The 20,289-nt window shown below is 50.3% G+C and carries 15 protein-coding genes; 6 read left to right on the top strand and 9 right to left on the bottom strand.

The genetic code is table 11. The features are described from left to right. Positions 1–4 precede the first annotated feature (4 nt). The 3 genes from LX66_RS23550 (at position 5) to LX66_RS23540 (ending at position 2,333) form a co-directional block, all read left to right on the top strand. Positions 5–1,252 carry a TlpA disulfide reductase family protein gene (locus LX66_RS23550; RefSeq protein ID WP_145718008.1) on the top strand — a complete coding sequence of 416 codons (1,248 nt, stop codon included), beginning with the start codon at positions 5–7 and terminating at the stop codon, positions 1,250–1,252. Positions 1,253–1,338: 86 nt separating this feature from the next. Continuing rightward, entirely contained in the window at positions 1,339–1,650 is a 312-nt protein-coding gene (locus LX66_RS23545) for a YtxH domain-containing protein (protein ID WP_158642738.1), read from the top strand. A gap of 137 nt (positions 1,651–1,787) precedes the next feature. Further along, on the top strand, positions 1,788–2,333 hold the full coding sequence (locus tag LX66_RS23540) for a hypothetical protein (protein WP_145718006.1): 546 nt from the start codon (positions 1,788–1,790) through the stop codon (positions 2,331–2,333). A 6-nt stretch (positions 2,334–2,339) separates the two neighbouring features. On the opposite strand, the gene LX66_RS23535 is transcribed toward LX66_RS23540, so the two are convergent. Beyond that, positions 2,340–2,975, bottom strand: coding sequence for a hypothetical protein (locus LX66_RS23535; protein WP_145718005.1), 636 nt, complete (start codon positions 2,973–2,975; stop codon positions 2,340–2,342). A 14-nt stretch (positions 2,976–2,989) separates the two neighbouring features. After that, the gene (locus LX66_RS23530; RefSeq protein ID WP_158642737.1) at positions 2,990–3,721 is read right to left on the bottom strand and encodes an SRPBCC family protein; all 732 of its coding nucleotides are present in this window, start codon (positions 3,719–3,721) and stop codon (positions 2,990–2,992) included. A gap of 196 nt (positions 3,722–3,917) precedes the next feature. On the opposite strand from LX66_RS23530, the gene LX66_RS23525 reads away from it, so the two are divergent. Beyond that, entirely contained in the window at positions 3,918–4,787 is an 870-nt protein-coding gene (locus tag LX66_RS23525; protein WP_244620491.1) for a 3-keto-disaccharide hydrolase, read from the top strand. Positions 4,788–4,790: 3 nt separating this feature from the next. On the opposite strand, the gene LX66_RS23520 is transcribed toward LX66_RS23525, so the two are convergent. The 3 genes from LX66_RS23520 to LX66_RS23510 all read right to left on the bottom strand — a co-directional run bounded on the left by LX66_RS23520 (position 4,791) and on the right by LX66_RS23510 (position 9,172). After that, entirely contained in the window at positions 4,791–6,539 is a 1,749-nt protein-coding gene (locus LX66_RS23520) for a DUF885 domain-containing protein (protein WP_145718001.1), read from the bottom strand. Positions 6,540–6,551: 12 nt separating this feature from the next. Further along, positions 6,552–8,519: a glycoside hydrolase family 97 protein gene (locus tag LX66_RS23515; RefSeq protein ID WP_145717999.1), complete on the bottom strand. Its 1,968-nt coding sequence runs from the start codon at positions 8,517–8,519 to the stop codon at positions 6,552–6,554. Positions 8,520–8,701: 182 nt separating this feature from the next. Continuing rightward, the gene (locus tag LX66_RS23510; RefSeq protein ID WP_145717997.1) at positions 8,702–9,172 is read right to left on the bottom strand and encodes a MauE/DoxX family redox-associated membrane protein; all 471 of its coding nucleotides are present in this window, start codon (positions 9,170–9,172) and stop codon (positions 8,702–8,704) included. 196 nt (positions 9,173–9,368) lie between these two features. Here LX66_RS23510 and LX66_RS23505 point away from each other — a divergent pair, with 196 nt between their 5' ends. Continuing rightward, positions 9,369–12,056 (top strand): TonB-dependent receptor, encoded by a 2,688-nt coding sequence (locus LX66_RS23505; RefSeq protein ID WP_145717995.1) that lies wholly within the window; start codon positions 9,369–9,371, stop codon positions 12,054–12,056. A 6-nt stretch (positions 12,057–12,062) separates the two neighbouring features. On the opposite strand, the gene LX66_RS23500 is transcribed toward LX66_RS23505, so the two are convergent. The 4 genes from LX66_RS23500 to LX66_RS23485 form a co-directional block, all read right to left on the bottom strand. Next, on the bottom strand, positions 12,063–12,881 hold the full coding sequence (locus LX66_RS23500) for a FecR family protein (protein ID WP_158642736.1): 819 nt from the start codon (positions 12,879–12,881) through the stop codon (positions 12,063–12,065). Between the two features lie 361 nt (positions 12,882–13,242). Next, positions 13,243–15,861: a sugar-binding domain-containing protein gene (locus tag LX66_RS23495; protein WP_145717987.1), complete on the bottom strand. Its 2,619-nt coding sequence runs from the start codon at positions 15,859–15,861 to the stop codon at positions 13,243–13,245. 40 nt (positions 15,862–15,901) lie between these two features. Beyond that, on the bottom strand, positions 15,902–17,032 hold the full coding sequence (locus tag LX66_RS23490; protein WP_145717985.1) for a FecR family protein: 1,131 nt from the start codon (positions 17,030–17,032) through the stop codon (positions 15,902–15,904). Positions 17,033–17,066: 34 nt separating this feature from the next. Then, positions 17,067–17,603 carry an RNA polymerase sigma factor gene (locus LX66_RS23485; protein WP_145717983.1) on the bottom strand — a complete coding sequence of 179 codons (537 nt, stop codon included), beginning with the start codon at positions 17,601–17,603 and terminating at the stop codon, positions 17,067–17,069. Positions 17,604–18,875: 1,272 nt separating this feature from the next. On the opposite strand from LX66_RS23485, the gene LX66_RS23480 reads away from it, so the two are divergent. After that, positions 18,876–20,243 carry a thioredoxin family protein gene (locus LX66_RS23480; RefSeq protein WP_145717981.1) on the top strand — a complete coding sequence of 456 codons (1,368 nt, stop codon included), beginning with the start codon at positions 18,876–18,878 and terminating at the stop codon, positions 20,241–20,243. Positions 20,244–20,289 lie beyond the last annotated feature (46 nt).

Here is a 20,289-nt window from a genome sequence, read left to right as displayed (position 1 = left end):
CAGCATGATAACATTAAGACCATTCCTTTACCTGCTGGCATTGGGTGCTTTGCCGGCATTATCCTCTTCCGCGCAGCAGGCATTTGTGGACGGCCCCTGGCAGGCGCGCCTGCACCGGCAGGACGGGGCGGATATCGTATTCAACGCCGAAGTGAAAGACAGCGCCGGTAAAAAGGTGCTGTATGTGCTGAATGCAGGCGAGCGTTTACTCGTGGACGATATACAACTGGAAGGAGATTCCCTCTTTATAAAGATGCCTTTCTTTGATTCCGAGTTCAGGGCTGCACTGCAGCCGGACGGGAAAGTAAAGGGCCTGTGGATACGCCACCTGGCCAACCGGGATATGAGCATACCCTTTACCGCCATCCCGGGCGTACGGGAGCGCTTCGCGCAGCACCTGCCCGCCAAAGGCAATGTAAGCGGGCGCTGGGCCACCTGGTTTACCGCCCCGGACGGCACAGACAGCTCTTTTGCCGTGGGCGAGTTCCGGCAGCAGGGCAGCCGGGTGACCGGCACCTTCCTGACCGCCACCGGCGACTACCGTTTCCTGGAAGGCATTATGGACGGCGACACGCTGAAGCTGTCCACCTTTGACGGATCGCACGCCTACTACTTTACTGCACGGCTCACGGCCAGGGGCATACTGGAGCAGGGCGTTTTCTACGCCGGCATCGGCAGCGGGAAGGAGAGCTGGACCGCCCGCCGGGACGATAAAGCCGCGCTGCCCGACGAGACCACCCTGGCGTCCGTAAAGCCCGGGCAGGAAAAGCTGGACTTTACTTTCCCGGACATGAACGGTACCCCCGTCAGCATTAAAGATGAACGCTTCACAGGCAAGGTCGTGATCATTACGCTGCTGGGGTCCTGGTGCCCCAACTGCATGGACGAAACGGCTTACCTCAGCCAGTGGTATCAAAAGAATAAACACCGCGGCATCGAGATCATCGGGCTGGCCTACGAGCGCACCCCGGATTTTGAGAAGTCCCGCAAAAGCCTCACCGGCTTCCTGCGGCGTTTCGATGTGCAGTTTCCCGTACTGATCACAGGCGCTACACCATCGGACCCACAGAAAGCGGAAAAGACCCTGCCGCAGCTCACGGCTATCAAAGGGTTCCCCACCACCATATTTGTAGACAGGCAGGGCCGCGTGAAAGAAGTGCATACCGGCTTTTCCGGTCCCGGCACCGGTGAGCATTACGAACGGTTCAAACGGGATTTTAACCGCCTGGTGGATGAAATGCTGGAAAACTAGCTTTGGCCTGATATTTGAAAATTTCTTCCCATACCGCTATGAACAAGGTGCTTTGTCTATTTGTTAAACCTTTAAATTGTACATATATGAGCACAACGAACTTTTTATCAGGCGTGCTAGCCGGCGTGGCGGCAGGTGTAGTGGTGGGGTTGCTTTGCGCACCCGACAGCGGGGAGGAGACCAGGAGAAAGATCCGGTATACGGCCGGTAACTGGCGTTACAGGATCGGTCGTTTGCTGGGAAAAGGCTCTGATAACCTGGCGGAGCTGCGGCATGTTTTTGAGCATGAAGTGACCGGGTTAAAGGAGGATGTGCGGGAACGTGTATTGAAACTGATAGATGAGAGCAAAACCTCTTACGATAAGTTCCGGAAAGAGGCTTTGTCGCAAAATAGCTGATGGCAAGCAGCACTGTTAACGATTCCTTTGTTGTTCCGGGAGATCACAGGTATCTCCCGGAATGAACAGGGGATTTTTTTTTGAGCCGGTTTTCCCGCTGGTCTGATTTTGGTGACACCTATACAAAACCATGTGTTATGCAAAGGAAAAACCCGGATACCGGCCATTCATCCAACCGTACTGACAATATCAACAAGCATCCTGCATCCCGGCAGCCTGACCAGCAGCCGCCTGCCTCCCCGCCGCAGGACGACCCAACTTCTGCGCAGGATGATCCCGAACTACCGGAAGACGAGACCATGATGCCTACCCAGGCGGATGTCACCGCCAAGGAAAGTGTGGAATATTTTACGCCTTCAGGGGAATTTCCCGATCCGGGACTCGCGGAAGATACGGTTTCCGAAGAAGAAGATGCCAGCCCGGAGATCATACCCGGTACGGAAGCGGACCTTACATCTGCCGACCTGGATAACTTAGGCCCGCGGGACGAAGATATGGACCTGGGGGAAGATGAATCCGTGCGCAATAAGGACCTGCTGACCAGGCTGAAAGACCAGGAATCCGAGCCGAAACCGCCGGAACAGTTGGACGTGCCCGGCGCAGAGAATGATGATGCCGCGGAAAGCCGTGGCAGCGAGGATGAAGAGAATAACGAGTATAGCCTGGATGATGATGATGTGTAGAAGGGATCATTTCAATAATCCCTTTACCAGTCCTTTCCACTGCGGCCGGGAAAAGCCAAGCAGGGCGCTGATGGCCACCACCTTGTTACGCAGCTTGTCCCACAGGCCGGAGGAGGTTTTGTTGGGTTGCTCGTTCCTGCCATATACGCTGGCGCGGACGCATTTGCCGGTCATTTCCACCACAAAGGAGCTGGTAGCGTTGGGGTGAAAGAAATGGGCCGTTTGGCCCCTGCCCTCCAGGTCCTGCGGGTGGCCGGCCGGTCTTACCCTTATGGCTACATAGGCCGTATTGCCGGATGCCGTGCTTTTATCCTCTATCTTTTCTATCGCTACCCAGTCATAACCCCGGCCGGCAATGCTGCCAGGGTCGGGCAGGTCAATACGGATATGATCGCCTTCCTGTGCAGTATGGTCTACAGGCTGCCCTTCCTCGTCCGTCAGGGTGAAGTTGGCAGACAGCGCACCGCTTAGCTCATGCCAGTGGTTCACATCCAGCAGGCGTTCTTTGGCCTGGCGGTAGCGCTGCCGGCTTTCTTCAGCAGAAGGCAGCACAATGGAGAACGCTGTGTGCGTATGGCGCCCTTTGCGCTGTTGCGGAACCGTTTTATTGTTTGGTGTTGATGTTGCAGGTTTCTTATCCATATTGCTTGTTTGCTTTAAGGCGCTTCCATCATTACTTCTCCTGTTTCCAGGTAGGCTTTAAAGCGCTGGATGTCTTCCTCCACCATGCGCTCAAAGGCCGCGTTCAGCAGCCAGGCCAGGCCGGAACCTACATGGCCGGCGGGCGGACGGTAGGTGATCATCACTTCTACGCTCGTATGTCCTTCCGGGGTCTCTTCAAAAGTGACCCGTCCTGCCGTAGCGATCATGGATTGGGGCACGGAGCGCCATCCCAGCAGGTGGCCGGGCTCTTCTTTTACTATTTCGGCTTCCCATTCCACCGTGCCTACGCCGCCGGGGCCATTGGCCACCCAGTGGGAGTGCGTGCTGTCCTTTTCCTCCACCCGTTCCAGGTGCTGCATGAAGAGGGGCAGGTTGCCCAACTGCCGCCAGTTGCTGTACACTTCCTCCCTGGGCTTGCGGATCACCAGGCTGGTCCTTATGTTCACAGAGCGGGTATGCCTGTTCCTGCGCTCTTCTATCATGGCGGAAAGGGGGCAGTTGCCGGACAGGCCGCGGTACAGCAGGTACCCGCCCGCCATCAGCCTGCACAAACTGCCGAAGGGATGATGCCTGAACCGGCCCAAGGCGCTGCCGGCCATCAGGGAGCCGGCCACTATGGAAGCGATGCGCCCTTCACGGCTCACGTTCAGTACATTGCTGCTGTCGTACAGCGCCGTGGCGCCGGGCCGGCCATGCCCGTTCAATAATGTGTTGGGATGATCCATAAAAGAATAATTTGCTGATGGTACCGCCAAAACCTTGCAGTTTTTGTAAATGGTAAGTAATGTGGTGATTATCAATGGGTAAAAGAGTATCGCCGGTTTTGGGATTGTGGAATAAATAATACGGGGCGTAGAAAAGGGGAAACGTGTAGCATTCCTAAATGATAATTTGTATTTTAACGGATCTAATCGTACCAACATGATGAAAAGACTACGTTACGCCTGCCTGTTCCTCCTTACTTTATCTGCCTGCGCGCAAACTCCTGCCGTACAGGAAAAGGGTGAGTGGATACAGTTGTTCAACGGCAAGGACCTGAAAGACTGGGATATCAAGATCGCCAAACATGACCTGAACGACAATTTCGGCAACACTTTCCGCGTGGAGGACGGCCTGCTGAAGATACGGTACGATCAGTACAAGGATTTTGACGATCAGTACGGGCACATCTTTTACAAGAAAAAATTCAGCGCTTACCTGGTAGCCGTGGAATACCGTTTTACCGGCGAGCAGGTGCCCGGCGGCCCCGGGTGGGCCATCCGCAATAACGGCGTAATGCTGCACTGCCAGTCTGCCGGCAGCATGGGCAAGCACCAGGATTTTCCTATTTCCCTGGAAATGCAGCTCCTGGGTGGCAATGGCACAGACCCGCGCACCACGGCCAATCTTTGCACACCCGGCACCAACGTGGTGATGAACGGCAAGCTGATCACCGACCACTGTATCTCTTCCACTTCCAAAACCTATAACGGCGATGCATGGGTAAGGGCGGAAGCCCTGGTGCTGGGCGATTCCATCGTAAAGCACATCGTGGAAGGCGACACCGTGCTGACCTATACCCAGCCGCAGATCGGGGGCGGCTCCGTATCTCATTTTGAGCCTGCACTGAAGCAGGACGGCAAGCTGCTGAAGGAAGGGTATATTGCATTACAGGGCGAGAGCGCACCCACGGATTTCAGGAAGGTAGAATTGTTTAACCTGGAGCCTTATATGAAAGACCCCGCAGCGCTGAGCCGGGTACTGCAGGAGCTGCAGCAGCGCGATACCAGCACCGCGGGGAAAGAAGAATAGCTTTTACTGCAACATCAGCCGGCGGATGTATTTCACCGGCGCTTTGCCGTAGCTGAGGAATTTTTCATGGAACTGTTTCAATTGAAAACGGTCGCCGGTTTTTTCCTGCCAGGCGCGGCGTAATTCAATGATCTCTTTGTAGCCGGTATAGTAGCTGGTAAGCTGTACGCTACTTACGCTTATCCGTTTCCATTTACCTTCGGCTTCCGCCTGTTGCTGGAAGGCTTCCTGTGTCAGCAGCCGGATGGCCGCCTCCTTATCCATGCCCAGCACATGCACACGGTAGTCCAGGATGGTGTTGCATACCGTGCGCAGGTTCCATTTGTACCACATCAGCCACATTTCAGGGGCGTTGTCGCCATAACCGTTCTCCAGCATCATTTGTTCCGTGTACACGGCCCAGCCTTCCACCATGGCGCCGTTGCCCAGTATGGATTTGATGATGCCGGGAGATTGGTTGGCATATACCAGTTGCGTATAATGGCCCGGGATCGCCTCGTGGATGTTCAGGATCTGCAGGATGTAATGGTTGTATTCCCGCAGGTAGCTTTCCGCCCTGTCCGCCGGCCATCCTTCCAGGCTGCCCACATTATAGTAGGTATTACCGTCTTTGTCATAGGGGCCGGGCGCGCTGATGGAAGCGCCTGCCACGCCTGCCATGTAGGCCGGTTCCTTGCGTACTTTCAGCGGTTTGGACGGGTCCAGGTAGAGCAGGTCCTTTTCTTTTATAAATGCGGTGAGCGCCGGTAGCTGCTGTTCAATGGCCTGCTGGAACTCCGCCGGTTTTACATGCTGTACGGAGAGCGTGTCTATCACCTTTTTCACCAGCAGCAGGGAATCGGCCGGTATGGGGGCATTCCCGAAGTATTTTGGCCAGAGCTGTTTACTGATGCGGACCATTTCTCCATGCACCCATGCTTTGCGCGCCACCGCGGAGTCGTAGATCTGTGCGGCGGTGTAGGCGGATTGTATATCGTAGTTGAACTTAGCGGCATACAGTTCTTTTCCCAGGCGGAAGCTGCGCGGGTGTTCCGGGCGCAGGGCCTTGAGCCAGGCTGCATAGCCGCGTATGGCGGCTGCCGCGGTACGGGCGCGTGCCAGCAACTGCTTTTTCTCTTCGGGCGACAGGCCGCTTTGGGCCAGGGAGTCTGCCAGGTCCTTTTCAAAAATGGACAGGCCGCCCAGGTTCTGCTCCTGCGCCAGGGCCGTCAGCTCCGGTACGGGGTCTTTTATTTGCTGCCTGGCCGCTTCGTAATAGGCTGGCACCCCGGCCAGCCTGCTGCAGAAGCTGCGCAGGCGGGTATCCAGCGGCGCATAATGCTCATTTAGTATGAAGGCAAAAGTGGCACTGACGTTGTAGTTGGACGGATTCCATTCCTGCGTTTTTGCTTCCTGTATCTCCCATTTAATGGAGGCCAGCTTGTTCTGTACCTGGTAATAATCTATCAGCAGGGAAGCGCCCAGTTTGGTGGTGTCATAGGTAGCCAGGGAGTCCTGGTGGCGTTGTACAAAGTCCAGCTCAGCCTGCAGGCCCGCCGCATCCGGTATGGGCAGCACGCTGTCGTATTTGTGATAGCCTTCCGACGTGGCCCAGCCGGGATATACTTTCCAGAGGTCTGCTATGAAATGCTCTTCGTAGCGCCGGAAAGCCGCGTTTTGCGTGGTATCGGCGCCGGCAGTGTGCTGCCCGGCATTGTTGCAGGCCGCTACCAGGGCAGACAGGGCCAGGATGTTGAACAGTTGTTTTTGCATATTTGGTTGGTTTTATGGAGCGGGGCTGAGTATGCCCAGCCATCCGCCGCCTTTGCTCATTTGAATGGTGATATGATCGTTGGGTGTAACCTTTTCTTCCCGGAAACGGTAGTCGGCCGCATGCTGGTCTGCATTGATGCCGTCCTCCACGGCTTCCAGCCGGTAGCTTTTGCCATTGAGGAAGCTGAGGTCCAGCTCCAGGTTGCGCGCATCCCAGTTGGTCATGGCGCCAATGTACCAGGTATCGCCTTTCCTGCGGGCCACCGCTACATACCTGCCTGCTTTGCCGTGCAGGGCTACGGTGGTGTCCCAGGTGGTAGGTATGCGGGAGATGAACCCGGTGTACTCCGGTTCTTCCAGGTAATTGGACGGATTGTCGCAGAGCATTTGCAGGGGGCTTTCATACACGGCCATCATGGCGGCCTGGTGGCAGCGGGTGCCCTGGCTCATGGGCTCGGACCATACCGGGTTGAAATTGCGCTCAGTGGCATTGAGCATGGCGCCGGGCGTAAAATCCATGGGACCGGCCACCATGCGGGTAAAGGGCAGGGTTACATCGTGCCCGGGCGTTACATTGCGGCTCCATTTGCTGTTCTCCAGTCCCTGCACGCCTTCATAGGAGATCACGTTGGGATAGGTGCGGTTGAGGCCCACGGGTTTGAAGGCGCCGTGAAAATCCACCAGCAGCCGGCGTTTGGCGCACTCCTGCGCGGTACGCTCGTAGAAGTTCACCATGTATTGTTCGGCGCGCACCATAAAATCTACCTTGATGCCTTTTACGCCCCAACCGGCATAAAGGTCCAGCGCTTCTTCCATGTGGGCGTCCAGCGCGTTCCACAGCACCCACAGGATCACGCCTACGTTTTTGCTTTTAGCGTAGCGGAGCAGCTCCTGCATGTCCAGTTGCGGGGTGGCGTGCAGGATATCGAGGGTGGTGCGGGTCCAGCCTTCGTCCAGTATAATATATTCGAGCCCGTATTGGGCGGCAAAATCCACGTAATACTTATAGGTAGCAGTGTTGATGCCGGCGCGGAAGTCCACGCCATAGATATTGTTGGCATTCCACCAATCCCAGGCAACTTTCCCGGGTTGTATCCAGCCGGTGTGCTCCACTTTATTGGGCCTTGCCAGTTTGTACACGAGGTCCGTTTCCAGCAGGCCTTTGTCATCCGGGCTGATGATCAGCGCGCGCCAGGGAAAATTCCGGTCGCCGCTGGTTTTGGCAATGTAATCCGCATTTTCGAGGATCTTCGCTTCCCGGTCGCCTACCAGGGAGTCGCGGAGTATTACCGGCGGAAATTGTGCGGTCAGCGCATTGCCGCCGGTACCGAATACAAACTGGTTGGGATAGTCATGCAGGTCAGATTCGGTGATCATTATCCTGGTGCCATTGGGGGTGCTGAGGTACACGGGCAGGCCGGCATACAGCGTGGGCGCAATGGCTGCAATGGCGGTGTCCCTGAACAGGTATTCATAGTGGCTTTGGAAGGTAGGGGAGGGCGGGTGCTGCTCCATGGGCCACCAACTGGTATAGCCGCCCGGCAGTTGATAGCGGACGGTTTCATTTTTCACCGTCAGCTCCTTGCCCAGCGCGGTTTCAAAGCGGTAGGCCACGCCGTCGTTATAGGCGCGGAAGCATACGCTGTAGTTGCCTTTAAAGGTGAGACGCAGCTCGTTGTACTGTTCGGGAATATATTTATGCTTTACCGGTACTACGGCTTCGATCACGCTGTTGACGGTATGGCGCTGCTGCTTTCTTACTACCGGGCGTTGTCCCAGTACCTGGCCATTGGCCAGCTCCAGGCTGATGGGCGAGGGCAGGAGGAGGGTTTCATTATTGCGGGTAACGGACCATTGCAGGTTGTCAGTGACCTGTACCCGGACCGTGATTTTTTTGTCGGGCGATGCCAGCTCATAATCCGTAGCATGCAGTAAAACCGGTGCAAAGAGCAGGGCCAGTCCCAGTAAGATCTTGTTCATGTGGAATGCAGCATTTTTTGTGATCCTGCAAAATAGGAAGGGATCAGTAAAAATGGTAGCATTGTTTTGATGAAAGGCAGCCGGTATTTAGCCGGAAAGGGACGCTGGCACCAGGACCTCACCAGGACCTGACCACAGGTTTTCCGCAGGTTTCCCCCTGTAAATGCAGGAAAGGTACGGGATCACACCGGGGAACTGTTATAGGGATTGAGGCCGGCGGCGGTGTCCTCCACCATCCTGTCCTTCCGCCTTTTCCTTTCCAGGAGGGCGCCTGCCAGCGCCAGGGCGGTAAAAACGATGTTGAAGACCAGGTGCTGGTCCCATGACATTTCTTCCAGCACGCCCCCGCAACTGCAGGGCAGCTCCGCGCTGAAATTAAGGATAGCCACAATATAGGCGGTGAAGGCCAGCATAAGCGCAAAAGACGCATACAGCCCCCATAGCCGCCATTTGGGTATGAACAGCAGCACGGCAACGGCAAATTCCGCCAGGGGCAAAGCCCAGGCAATGAAGGGTGCAACGGGCGCCAGTATGGGAGAGACGGCTATTTGTTCCTTGAAGACGGTATACTCCATCAGTTTACTGATACCGGTGTATAAGAAGAGCACGATGAACAGCAGTGCTATGATGCCGGGAATGGTTCTTTTGAGCATATCCGAATTTAGGAAAACGGGGGGAGAGGGGTGTTATCATTTGGGATATTTTTTGGTGGTCATTTGGGATATAATTTTTTGTTTTTAGAAAAGATAAAGCATGAAGTAGTTTATTCCTGTTTACTTCTTAACTTACAGTACCGGTAAGAAACTCCGTTGCAAGACGGACCATTAAAGGACACTTTATTTTTTTCAGATGAGTAAAACCCTCCTCATCGTGATCGTTGTTACCCTGTGCTCCCTCCAGGCATGGCCCCAGACTCCATTACCCGTCCGGGTAAAAGGGCGTATAACAGATAAAGACAGCCGACAGCCGCTGGCCTATGCAACGGTGGCGCTTTTATATGCAAAAGATTCTTCTCTTGCAGCATCCGCTTTTACAGATAGTAAAGGCATGTTCCTGCTGGAAGGTGTGGGCGCCGGCAGTTATCAGGTGTATATTACTTACCTGGGCTACCAGCCTTTATTACGTGCGGTAACAGTTACGGCTACAGACACCGTAATGGACCTCGGTATGATCGTCCTGCATGGAACAGGGGTAAATCTTAAAACAGTCGAGATCGTACAGATCCGGTCTCCCATGGTGATTAAAAAGGACACATTGGAATTTAATGCTGCATTCTACAAAACCAGGGAAAATGCCGTGATGGAGGAGCTGCTAAAAAAGTTGCCGGGCATAAAGATTGCACCGGATGGGACCATTACAGTAAATGGCGAAATAGTAAAACGGATACTGGTAGATGGCAAACCTTTTTTCGGGGATGATCCCAAACTGGCTACCCGCAACCTGCCGGCAGACATGATAGATAAGGTGCAACTGATCGATAAAAAATCTGATCTGGCACAGTTCACCGGTATAGATGATGGTAAAAGGGAGAAAGCTATCAATATTACGGTGAAGAGGGACCGTAAAGGTAAATTCCTGGGTAGGGTAGCTGTGGGTTATGGCACTGGTGAAAGGTTTGCAGGAAGCGGGAACCTGAACCAGTTTAGTGAGGGAGAGCAATTATCCATCCTGGGAGGCGCCAACAATGTGAACAATGCAGGTTTCCTGGAAGGAAGCGGGCAGGGGCCAGGCGGTGGAGGGAATGGTATTACCAGGAGTTGGAGCGGTGGTGTTAACTACAGTAAAGATATCAGTGAAAAGCTTAAGCTAAGCGGTAGCTATGTGATAAATGACAGCCGGACAGAAAATGAGCGGAGTAGCGCCCGGCAGAATTTGTTACCTGATACCAGCTTTTATTATAACCAGGATGCCTATTCCGTAAACAACAATGCTAGTCATTACCTGGATACCCGTGCAGAATTGAGGCCCGATAGTATGCATCTGCTGACGCTGGAAAGTACCTTCAGGCATGCTGCAACAGATAATTTTCAGGAGAGCCTTTACGAGAGCCTGGGAGGAGATCGGCAGTTGGTGAACAGTGGTACAATGCGCAATACCAGCAACGGCAGTGCGCCCAGTTTCCATACCTCCCTGTCTTTCGCAAAAAAGTTCCATAAGCTTGGCAGAGCTTTAAAGAGCAACCTGACTTACGGATATAATACCAGCCGGCAGGAGGGTTATAACCGGTCATACAACCTGTTTGTAGTACCGGGCGGCGACATTGACAGTGATACGCTGGATCAGCGAAATGATATGAACAGTCGTCATAATCTTTTGTCGTTATACACCTCCTTTACGGAGCCGCTTTTTAAAGATCATTTCCTGGAATTAGTATATGTATACAGGCATAATCACACATTGTCAAATAAGCTCACCTACGATTACGACAATGCCAAAAAAATCTATGACCGCCTGAATGACAGCTTAAGCAATTCCTTTGAGAATACTACCAATGTACACCTGGCCGGTATGAATATACATGCCCGGAAATCCAGCTACTATTACTACCTGGGATTTAGTTTGCAATTCAATGGTTTGAACAATTACAACATCAGTGAGCAGGAGCGCTTAAACCAGTATACGGCCAATTTTGCTCCCTTTGTGGTGCTGGATTATGCCTTCACCAATAACAAACGGCTGCATTTCACTTATTCAGGAGGAGCGCTTACACCCAACGCAGCGCAATTGCAACCTGTGCCGGACAACAGTAATCCCTTGTACATAAAGCTGGGCAACCCGGACCTGAAACCGGCTTTTCTGCATAGTATCGTGATGGATTATAAGGCACTTAACCCGGCCACTGCGTATGCCTTTACCGCCAGTATCAATACTGCTATTACAAAAGGGAAAATAGTAGAAGCCATCTGGTCTGATTCCCTGGGCCGACAGGTGAGCCAGCCTCAGAATGTGGACGGCGCCTACAACGTTAATGCCAACCTGGTGAATACTTTCCCGTTGAAAAAACTGCAAACCGCCATTAACCTTAATACGACGCTGGGATTTAAGCGGGACATCAACTACATAAACAGCGTAAAGGGCAATATGGATAACTACAATATTACCCAGGGGCTCAGCTTTAATTATACTTATAAGCAGTTGTTTGATATAGGATTAGCAGGAAACGTGAATTATAATGGTGTACGATATGCCCTGCAAAAGGATAATAACACCAATTATTTCAATTATTCCTGTTCGCTGAACGGGAACATAAACCTGCCGCTGGGCTTCAGCCTGGGCGGCAACCTGGACTATTGGCTCAATACCGGCCGGGCAGCCGGCTATAACCAGGATGTAACTATGTTAAATGCTTTTATATCCAAAAGTCTTTTCCAGAAAAAGGCACAGGTCAAACTACAGGGATTTGATCTGCTGAATCGTAATGTAAGCATCAGCAGGAATGTAGGGGAAAGTTATATAGAAGATGTACAGACCAAGGTATTACAGCGGTTTTTTATGCTCAGTTTTTCTTATTTTTTCAAGCCGGATGCTGGTCAGTAATCTCCTTCATTTAATATGCAACCTCCCTTCCCGGTCGAAATAATAATCTTCCCCTGCTGAACAGGCCAGGTCCTCCATTAGCGTCTCTATGGGCTGCCGGCGATCTATTACTCCCGAGTAATGTAGCGTATCCGGCGCATTGCGCTCTACCAGTATCCTGATACCGTAAACCCGTTCCGCCATGCTGCACACCTCTTTCAGGGTTTTCTTTTCAAAGCGATGTATGCCATTCTTCCAGGTTAAAAGCGTATCGCTGCTAAATGAAGCAATCAGCAGTTGCTGGCTACTGGTATTCAGAGAGGCCATGTAGCCGGGCTGTAACTTCACTACCTGGCCACCTGGTGTGATGATCATTACCGCTCCCGATACCAGGGCAGCACTAAAGCTGCTATCGTATGTACGCACATTAAACCGGGTCCCCAGCACTTTTATGTCTGCACGGGTAGTATGTACAATGAAAGGTCTTTTAGGGCTGGCCGCCACGTTAAAGAAAGCCTCTCCGTCCAGGTAAACCTCCCGGTAGTTTCCTGCAAAATGCGACGGATACCGGAAGGTGGTAGCTGCATTCAACTGCACCAGGGTGCTATCCGCTAGTTCAACGGATTGGTGCTGACCACTTGCTACTTTGATAGTATTCCACTGGACCGGTGCGCGGCCATAGTATGAATAGAGAAAATAACCGGCGCCGGCAATAATCAATAAAGCGGCGCCGGCCGCTATAAACAGAGGGAATCTTTTTCTGGGAGGAGCTGTCCACTGTGCGTCAGTGGAGGCTTCCTCAATTTCTGACAGGATTCGCCTGGCCTCGGCGCTTTCTTTGAGCATACGCTTAATAAACGCGTTTTCTCTCCTGGAGGTCATCCGTTCCCTTTGCTTTATCAGTAAAAGGACAAAGTCTTCATGATCAAACTCTTCTGGTTCTTGCCGGTAGTTTCGAAATAGAGGAATTGTAGTTTTCAAGGGTAACGGATTTATGGGGGTACCTGTTTTATAGATGCATAGCTCGGCAATTTAAAAAAGAGCCGCTGGAAAGCGGCCCGGGAAGCTAGAATCTATTGGTGAAAAATGAAAATGATAACACAACTGTCATTTCATTATATATAGTGTTTTATTTGATCTTGTACCAAATACATTTGATTAACATATTAAACGTATGGCCCCGGAAAAGGTACCAGCCGGACATTTTTTATTTCCAGGTCCTTTCCCCACGTTTCATTTTTTCCAGGTTTTCCTTCAAGGAGGCATCAGCCGTAAGACTGACCGCTTTTTCCTGGTATTTGATGGCCTCTTCCTTTTTACCCAGCTTGTACAGCAGGTTGGCATAGGTATCCAGGTAGGCTGCCTGGTCGCCGCCTTTTAAGGAAAGTTGGCTCCAGTCCAGCGCCGGTTCCAGCAGGGAGGTGTCGTTCACCTGTTCAAAGGCCGTCCAGGCAAACTGGTTCAGTTCATCGGTTCTCATATACTGGCCATATTTGCTGACGTATCCGGCGGCCGCTTTGGCAAAGCTGTCCCATTCCTGTCGGTTCAGGTAGTAAATAGTCTTTGCCCGCAGAAGTATCTCTTCTCCCGGGGCTCCGTATTTGCTGGTGTTGCCCGCCAGTTGCTCCCAGTCCGGTTGTGCATTAGGCCTGGACACGGCCGGGTGGATATGATCCTGGTAAATAAGGTTCATCATCTTAACGGATGCCTGGCGCTGGCCCAGTGCCAGGTCTATTTCATCAGTATGTTCCTGCAAGATGGCAAAGCCGGGGTCCTGGGTGCTGCCGGTTACCTGCATAATATAGCTAAGGTCATCAGCGGAGTAGGGCTTTTTCAGGCCGGCTATATACCCGGCAGCAGCCCTTCTTGCTCCTGGTTTATCGCCTGCCTGTTGGGCGGTCATGGCCAGCTTGCGCAAAAAGGCCGGATCTTTCTTACCGTCTATATATTGCTGCAATAAACGGCTATACTGGATGCCGGGGTCCGTAATATCGGCAGCTTTGGCAGTAACAGCCGGGATGGCGCCCATATCAGCTACCAGGCGGCTATGGATCTTGCGCAGCTCTTCAAAAGGCACTTTGATCACTTCGCGGTCATAGGTCATCAGGCCGTTCTGCTCACCTTCCACATCAAAAGGCTGGGTATAAATGGAGCCGCTAAGCCCTTCCCGTTCCAACAATTGCAGGTGCTGGTTCATGATCGTGTATTTCCCTTTCAAACTGGACGGTGTCACCTGTATGTATCCCCAGGCGTTCATGGGGTTCCACTGGTGGTCCGGTATAAATACCCCGATACCGCCAAACTCACCCAGGATGCGCGCCTTACCGGGATGGGCCGGCGCGTTCATAGGATCAGGGTAGGAGTGGACATCTGTCATATCGGCACTCACCCAGGCATTGGGAGAGGGGCTGCGCAGTTGCTCATTTACCCACAACATTTCGCCTGAATGGCCGTTGATCAGCCGGGAGGGATCTTTTTGCTTTACCCATTCTGTAAGGCGCTGCTGATCATAAGCGCCCCATTTTTCATTGAACAGCACCCAGGTGGTAATACAGGGATGATTATGCAGTTGCTCCATCGTGGCCGCCACTTCCTTTTCAAACTCCTCTCTGGCGCCTTCCGGCATATGGTGGGGCGGGTTTACAAAATCCTGCCATACCAGCATGCCCAGTTTATCGCAATGATAGTACCAGCGTGCCGGCTCTACCTTGATATGCTTGCGGATGGTATTAAAGCCCATTGCCTTGATGGCTTTGATATCAAAAGCCAGGGCTTCGTCTGTAGGAGCGGTATGCAGACCCTCCGGCCAGAAACCCTGGTCCAGCGTGCCGAGATTATAGGTATAGTGATTGTTTAAAAATATGCGGTCAAAGCCATTAGCGTCTTTCTTTATTGCTACCTTCCGCATACCGAAATAGCTTTTCACTTCGTCTATTATCTTACTGTTTTTAATGAGCTGTACCTGCAGGTCATATAAAAAGGGATCGGCGGGGGACCACAGTTTCGCGTTTTTTACCGGTAGCTGTATATTGGCGCCGGGTATGCCTTTGGCGGTGCTTACGGTTTTTCCGCCGGCGGTAGCTGTCAACACTATTTCACAGTCTTCCGGTGCTTTTACGGTTACGTTCAGTACGCTTTTATCAATGTCCGGCGTAAGCCTGATATCTGCAACAGCAGCAGCCGGCACTACTTCCATCCATACCGTTTGCCAGATGCCGGTGCTGGGCGTGTAATAGATGTCCTTGGGGCTTAGTACCTGCTTGCCGTGCGGGTTCGGTCCCTGGTCCGTAGGATCGTACACTTTTACCGTCAGTTCATTATTTCCAGCCTGCAGGGCATCCGTAATATCGCAGGTAAACTCCTGGTAGCCGCCGGTGTGATCGCCAACGGGTTTACCGTTCAGGAATACACTGGCCTGCCAGTCCACCGCACCCAAGTGCAGTAGCGCCCGTTCCCCTTTCTTTAAAGCAGGGCGGGCAATATTTCTTTTATACCAGAGGTTTTGATGGGGGAGTACGGTTTTTTTTACGCCGGACAGCGCGGACTCAATAGGATAGGGCACCAGTATTTGTCCGTTATAGCTGGCGGGTGCCGCCGCATCTCTGGGCGTAATGGCATATTGCCAAAGGCCATTCAGGTTCTGCCATTGACTGCGTACCATCTGCGGGCGTGGATATTCCTTTAAAGCATTGCCAGGATTTACTTCTTTGGCCCAGCGGGTCTGTATATTCACAGGTTGCATCTGCCAGTTTTCCTGTGCCTGAGCGCTGAGCTGCAGCAACCCGATTAAAGCAAGGGAGGAAAGGGTTTTGGTAAGCTGTATCATTGTTTTAGTGATTGGTTGTATTAATGGAATTGTGGGGTATTTACCTGAAGTGCAAGGTACCACTATTATCAAAATAATAGTCAACCTGGTCATCGGAAGCTTTCAGGTTTTCGAGGAATACTTTTAGGGGTTTGTTGCGGTCTATGGCTCCCATAAAGCTCCTTTTACCTACCGCTGTATTATCCATCACTACATCAACGCCATACCAGCGCGGCAATATGCGGCAAACCTCTTTCAGCGTGGCATCGTTAAACTCGTAGATACCCTTGCGCCAGCCCAATACCTGTTCTGCATCAAACCGGCTCACTACAGCCACTTTACCTGATGTGGAGACCAGTTGATAGCCCGGTTTCAGCAGGGTGTTGCCTTCTCCGGTCTTCATGCTTATGGCTCCTTCTACCAGGGCTACTTTCACTACTCCCGAATCATAGGTATTGACATTAAAGGAGGTACCCAATACCCGCACACTGCTATGCGGCAGGTGCACAATAAAAGGTTTATCCCCGTTAGGCGCTACTTTCAGGTAAGCTTCCCCGTTGATGTGCACTTCGCGTGTACTACCAGTATATTGCATGGGAAAGGTAAGAGTAGTGGCGGAGTTGAGCTGTATTTCCGTGCCATCGGATAATACTACGTTGTAGTCTTTGCCTATAGGTACGCTAAGCGTGCTTTGTCCCGCTATGGGATCGCCGGCGGTGTAGTGGAGGGTTTTGTTGGCGCTGGTTAATGTAACGTCGCCTACCTGTACCTGCTGTACGTCATTTGACAGGTTGACGATCTTTCCATTGGATAGTTTCAGTTGTATCTGCTTATGTTCGTTGGCAACAATATTGTTTTCAATAGGTTTGAAAGCAGGCTGGAAAAAGAGTTGGCGGGCGCCGACGGCCACCAGCAGCACTGCTGCGGCTATACCAACAAGGCGTAAGGCATAAGTTTTTCTTTTATCCTGTTTAACTGCTCGGATGATCTCCAGTGAGTCATCAGCGCGCATACTTTCCTTTGCCTCCTGTATCTGTTGAGGGCCGAGGGCGTGATGCAGTTCCCGCCAGATTGCAAAGGCTTCCTGGTTTTCAGCGATTACCCGGTAAAGGTGTTCCTTTTCTTCTCTGGTGATGACCCCTGCAATTTCATCCATCGTCAGGTCATGTATTTCGGCTGGGTTGAAATCCATCGTTATCTTTAAACGTAAAGCAGGAGGAAAGGTACTAGATATGATGGGGAACCAGCTTTTCGCGTAAGGTCTTTTTGGCAGTGCCTAGCAGGTTTTTGATGGTCTGGATGGATTTCCCGGTTAGGGCCATAATCTCTTTGTGGCTAAATCCGCTATGAACCAGTTGCACTACAGCGCGCTGGGCGGTAGGCAGGTTGTCGATGGCATTTCTTAGCTCAATTGAGCGCTCTTTTGCAACTGCAGGGTCTGCCTGTACGACGGGTTCCTTTGCTTCATGTTGACTAGCATAATGCTGGAACTGCAGCTCTCTCCTGATAATGTCAATGCATTTATTCCTGATACAAAAGCTCAGGTAACCTTTCAGGGAAAGCTGTTCCGGAAGCTCTCCCTTTTTTCTCCAGATGGTGGCAAAAACATCATGCACGGCATCTGCTGCTGCCTCTTTATCGCGCAGCTTGTAATTGGCTTCCAGGTGCAGCCGCGTGTAGTAGCGGTTGTAAATCTCGGAAAAAGCCCATTGACTTCCGGCTTTTAGCTCCGACACCAATAATTCATCAGATGTTGGTTGCATATATAAGTCCCCCGAATGTTTATACGATGGTTACTAATAATCACATGACATATTACATTTCTTTCGCTATGACAATCCGGTGTTGTTTTGGCGTATTATAACGGGGTATCTAATGGATATTGGCGCGAAAGATATAAAAACAGCAATATATTTTTTTATTTTTTTTATGATCGCTGCAACATCCATTATCAATGGTAATTGAGAGAGAAAAGGAAGCTTGCATAAATGCATAAATCATCTCCGGATCACTTGAGCTGAGCCGAAAGTATATTCACCAAATTGATTCTATAACAGTTGTCATTTGTTTTTTGCTACTTCGAATTTACGAAAGTGTAATAGAATAAAACGTTAATCAGATATTAATATGGGGCGGGGTGCATACCGCTATATGGCAAAAAAGAACAGGCTGATTTTTGCAGTCTGTTCTTTTCGTGTGAGATCATTTTAAGAAAATACCGGCCGGCACTTCTTTTAAAGCGATTTATTTGCTGCTATTATAAAATACTTTATTGAAACCAGCGTATTATTTATTGTCTGAGAATAAGTGTAGCTGCTATAGTACAAGGATCTCCTAGTATGGTAGTACAATAACAAGTGCCGTTAGGTGTAGGTACACATGAATGATTTAAATGGGTAGTTGTACAGACACCAGTTCCGAGTGCTGTTGACCGACAATATGCGACAACACCTCTGACATGATCCCTATGAACTTTAAAAGCAAGAATACCAGCCATAATAGTAAATATTCCTATTTCTGTCAGCATAATTTTGGCGGTTTTCATGCTGTAATGCTGCTTTTTAGCATCAAAAAGCTAAACTTTAATGTATGCTTATATTGCCTACTCTTTCTGATGGTTTTCAGCTTCCCCATTTTTAATATTTGACTTTCTCCCAGCATTATTACTATAGTGGTGATAGTTGTGGTTGTCAATTTCCTAAAGCTAAATAAGAAATTCTTTGTATAAGAACATGTTGATTAAAGGGGTGCATAGGGCTATGATAATTATATTTATTCAGCGCTTATGTGGGGTTTCGTTGTTTATTCAAATGTAGTGCAAACTAGACAAGGGATAGTTATCAGTTCTAATATTTCTTTTGAGTCATTTGGGTTAGATTAATAGGATGTTGAATATGGTGTATCCCAGCCTGATTGGTACTTTTTGTTCGCTTATACGTTTTACTTTTTACAGCATTCATGTTAACATGAAGGCTTAATACATTTTGAAAGATGTGAATATTTTATTCCGATCTGTAAACAACAAATTTGTTCAAATGACCAAAAGATTTTTCATCCTGGTTATACTGGGGTTAGGTTTTCCATGTATATCTACATATGCACAAGGGACTCAGTTTGAAGAGTTGTCGTCCTGGCAGCAGGTAAAAGAAAAAGCCAGGAGGGAGAACAAATACATTTTTGTGGATGTGTATGCTACCTGGTGCGGTCCCTGCAAGCAGATGGACCGGCAGGTTTATCCTAATGAAGCCGTTGGGAAAGTATTAAATGATAAGTTTATCGCGATAAAGGTACAGCAGGACCAGACGGACAAGGATGATGCCTATGTTAAATCCTGGTATGCCGATGCCAAAGCTATTAGTGAAACTTATAAAGTAGAGGCCTTGCCCAGCTACTTGTTCTTTTCGCCAGAAGGGGAACTTGTTCACCGTGGTTTGGGATTTCAGGATGTACCCGCTTTTATTGCAATGGTGAAAACCGCTTTGACAGACCCTATAGCAAGGTTTCATGAACAGTTGGAAGCGTACAAGCAAGGGCATAAAGATTACACTGCCATGCCGGAGCTGATAAAAAAAGTAAGGGATATTGGAAAGGATGAACAACTGGCCAGGGATATGGCAAAGGACTATAAGGAGCATTATCTTGATGAATTGAGTGAGGATGAATTGTGTACCAGGAAGCATCTGGATTTTATCGGAGAATATTTCACGTTGATTAATTCAAAGGACAAGTTCTTCAAATTATGTTATGAACAGCCTGGCAAGGTAGATGAGGTGAAAGATTATAAGGGATGGGCGGACTTCCAGGTGACGCAGACGATCAACAGGGAGGAGATTGATGCCTATTTGTGGAAAGGGGATCAACCGCTGACGCGGACACCTGAGTGGGATAAAATGCATGATGTTATCAGCAAAAAATACACAAAGGTAGATACCAGGAAAATGATATTGGATGCGCAATTAAGTTTCTATGCGCGTATAGAGGACTATATAAATTTCGTCAAATACGTAGAAAATCAGATGGAAGCATATCCGCCTAAGCCTGGTACAGGATCACGGTCTGATTCCTGGAGGTTAAACGTTTATGCCTGGATCTTGTTCGTAAATAGCAATGATAGAGATTTGTTAGAGAAAGGGCTTTTATGGAGCGATCTGGCTATCAAATTAGACCATGAAGGGTGCCAATTAACAGGGGACGCACCTAACATTCAGATATATGATACCAAAGCCAACTTGTTATATAAGTTGGGAAGGTTAGCGGAAGCTATTGCATGGGAGAAAAAAGCAAGGGAACAAGGTATTGTTAATGCGAGAAGGAGAGGGAGGGACAAAGGTGATTATTATGATAAGTATACTGCCATTATAAACAAGATGGAAAAGGGGGAACCAACCTGGCCAGTTAAGTAGATAAAGAAATAGTTAATTTTTCTGGTACTTTTTGAATTTAGGTTCG

This window comes from Chitinophaga japonensis, assembly GCF_007830125.1.
Lineage (GTDB): Bacteria > Bacteroidota > Bacteroidia > Chitinophagales > Chitinophagaceae > Chitinophaga > Chitinophaga japonensis.
This window is presented reverse-complemented; position numbering and strand designations above follow the sequence as displayed.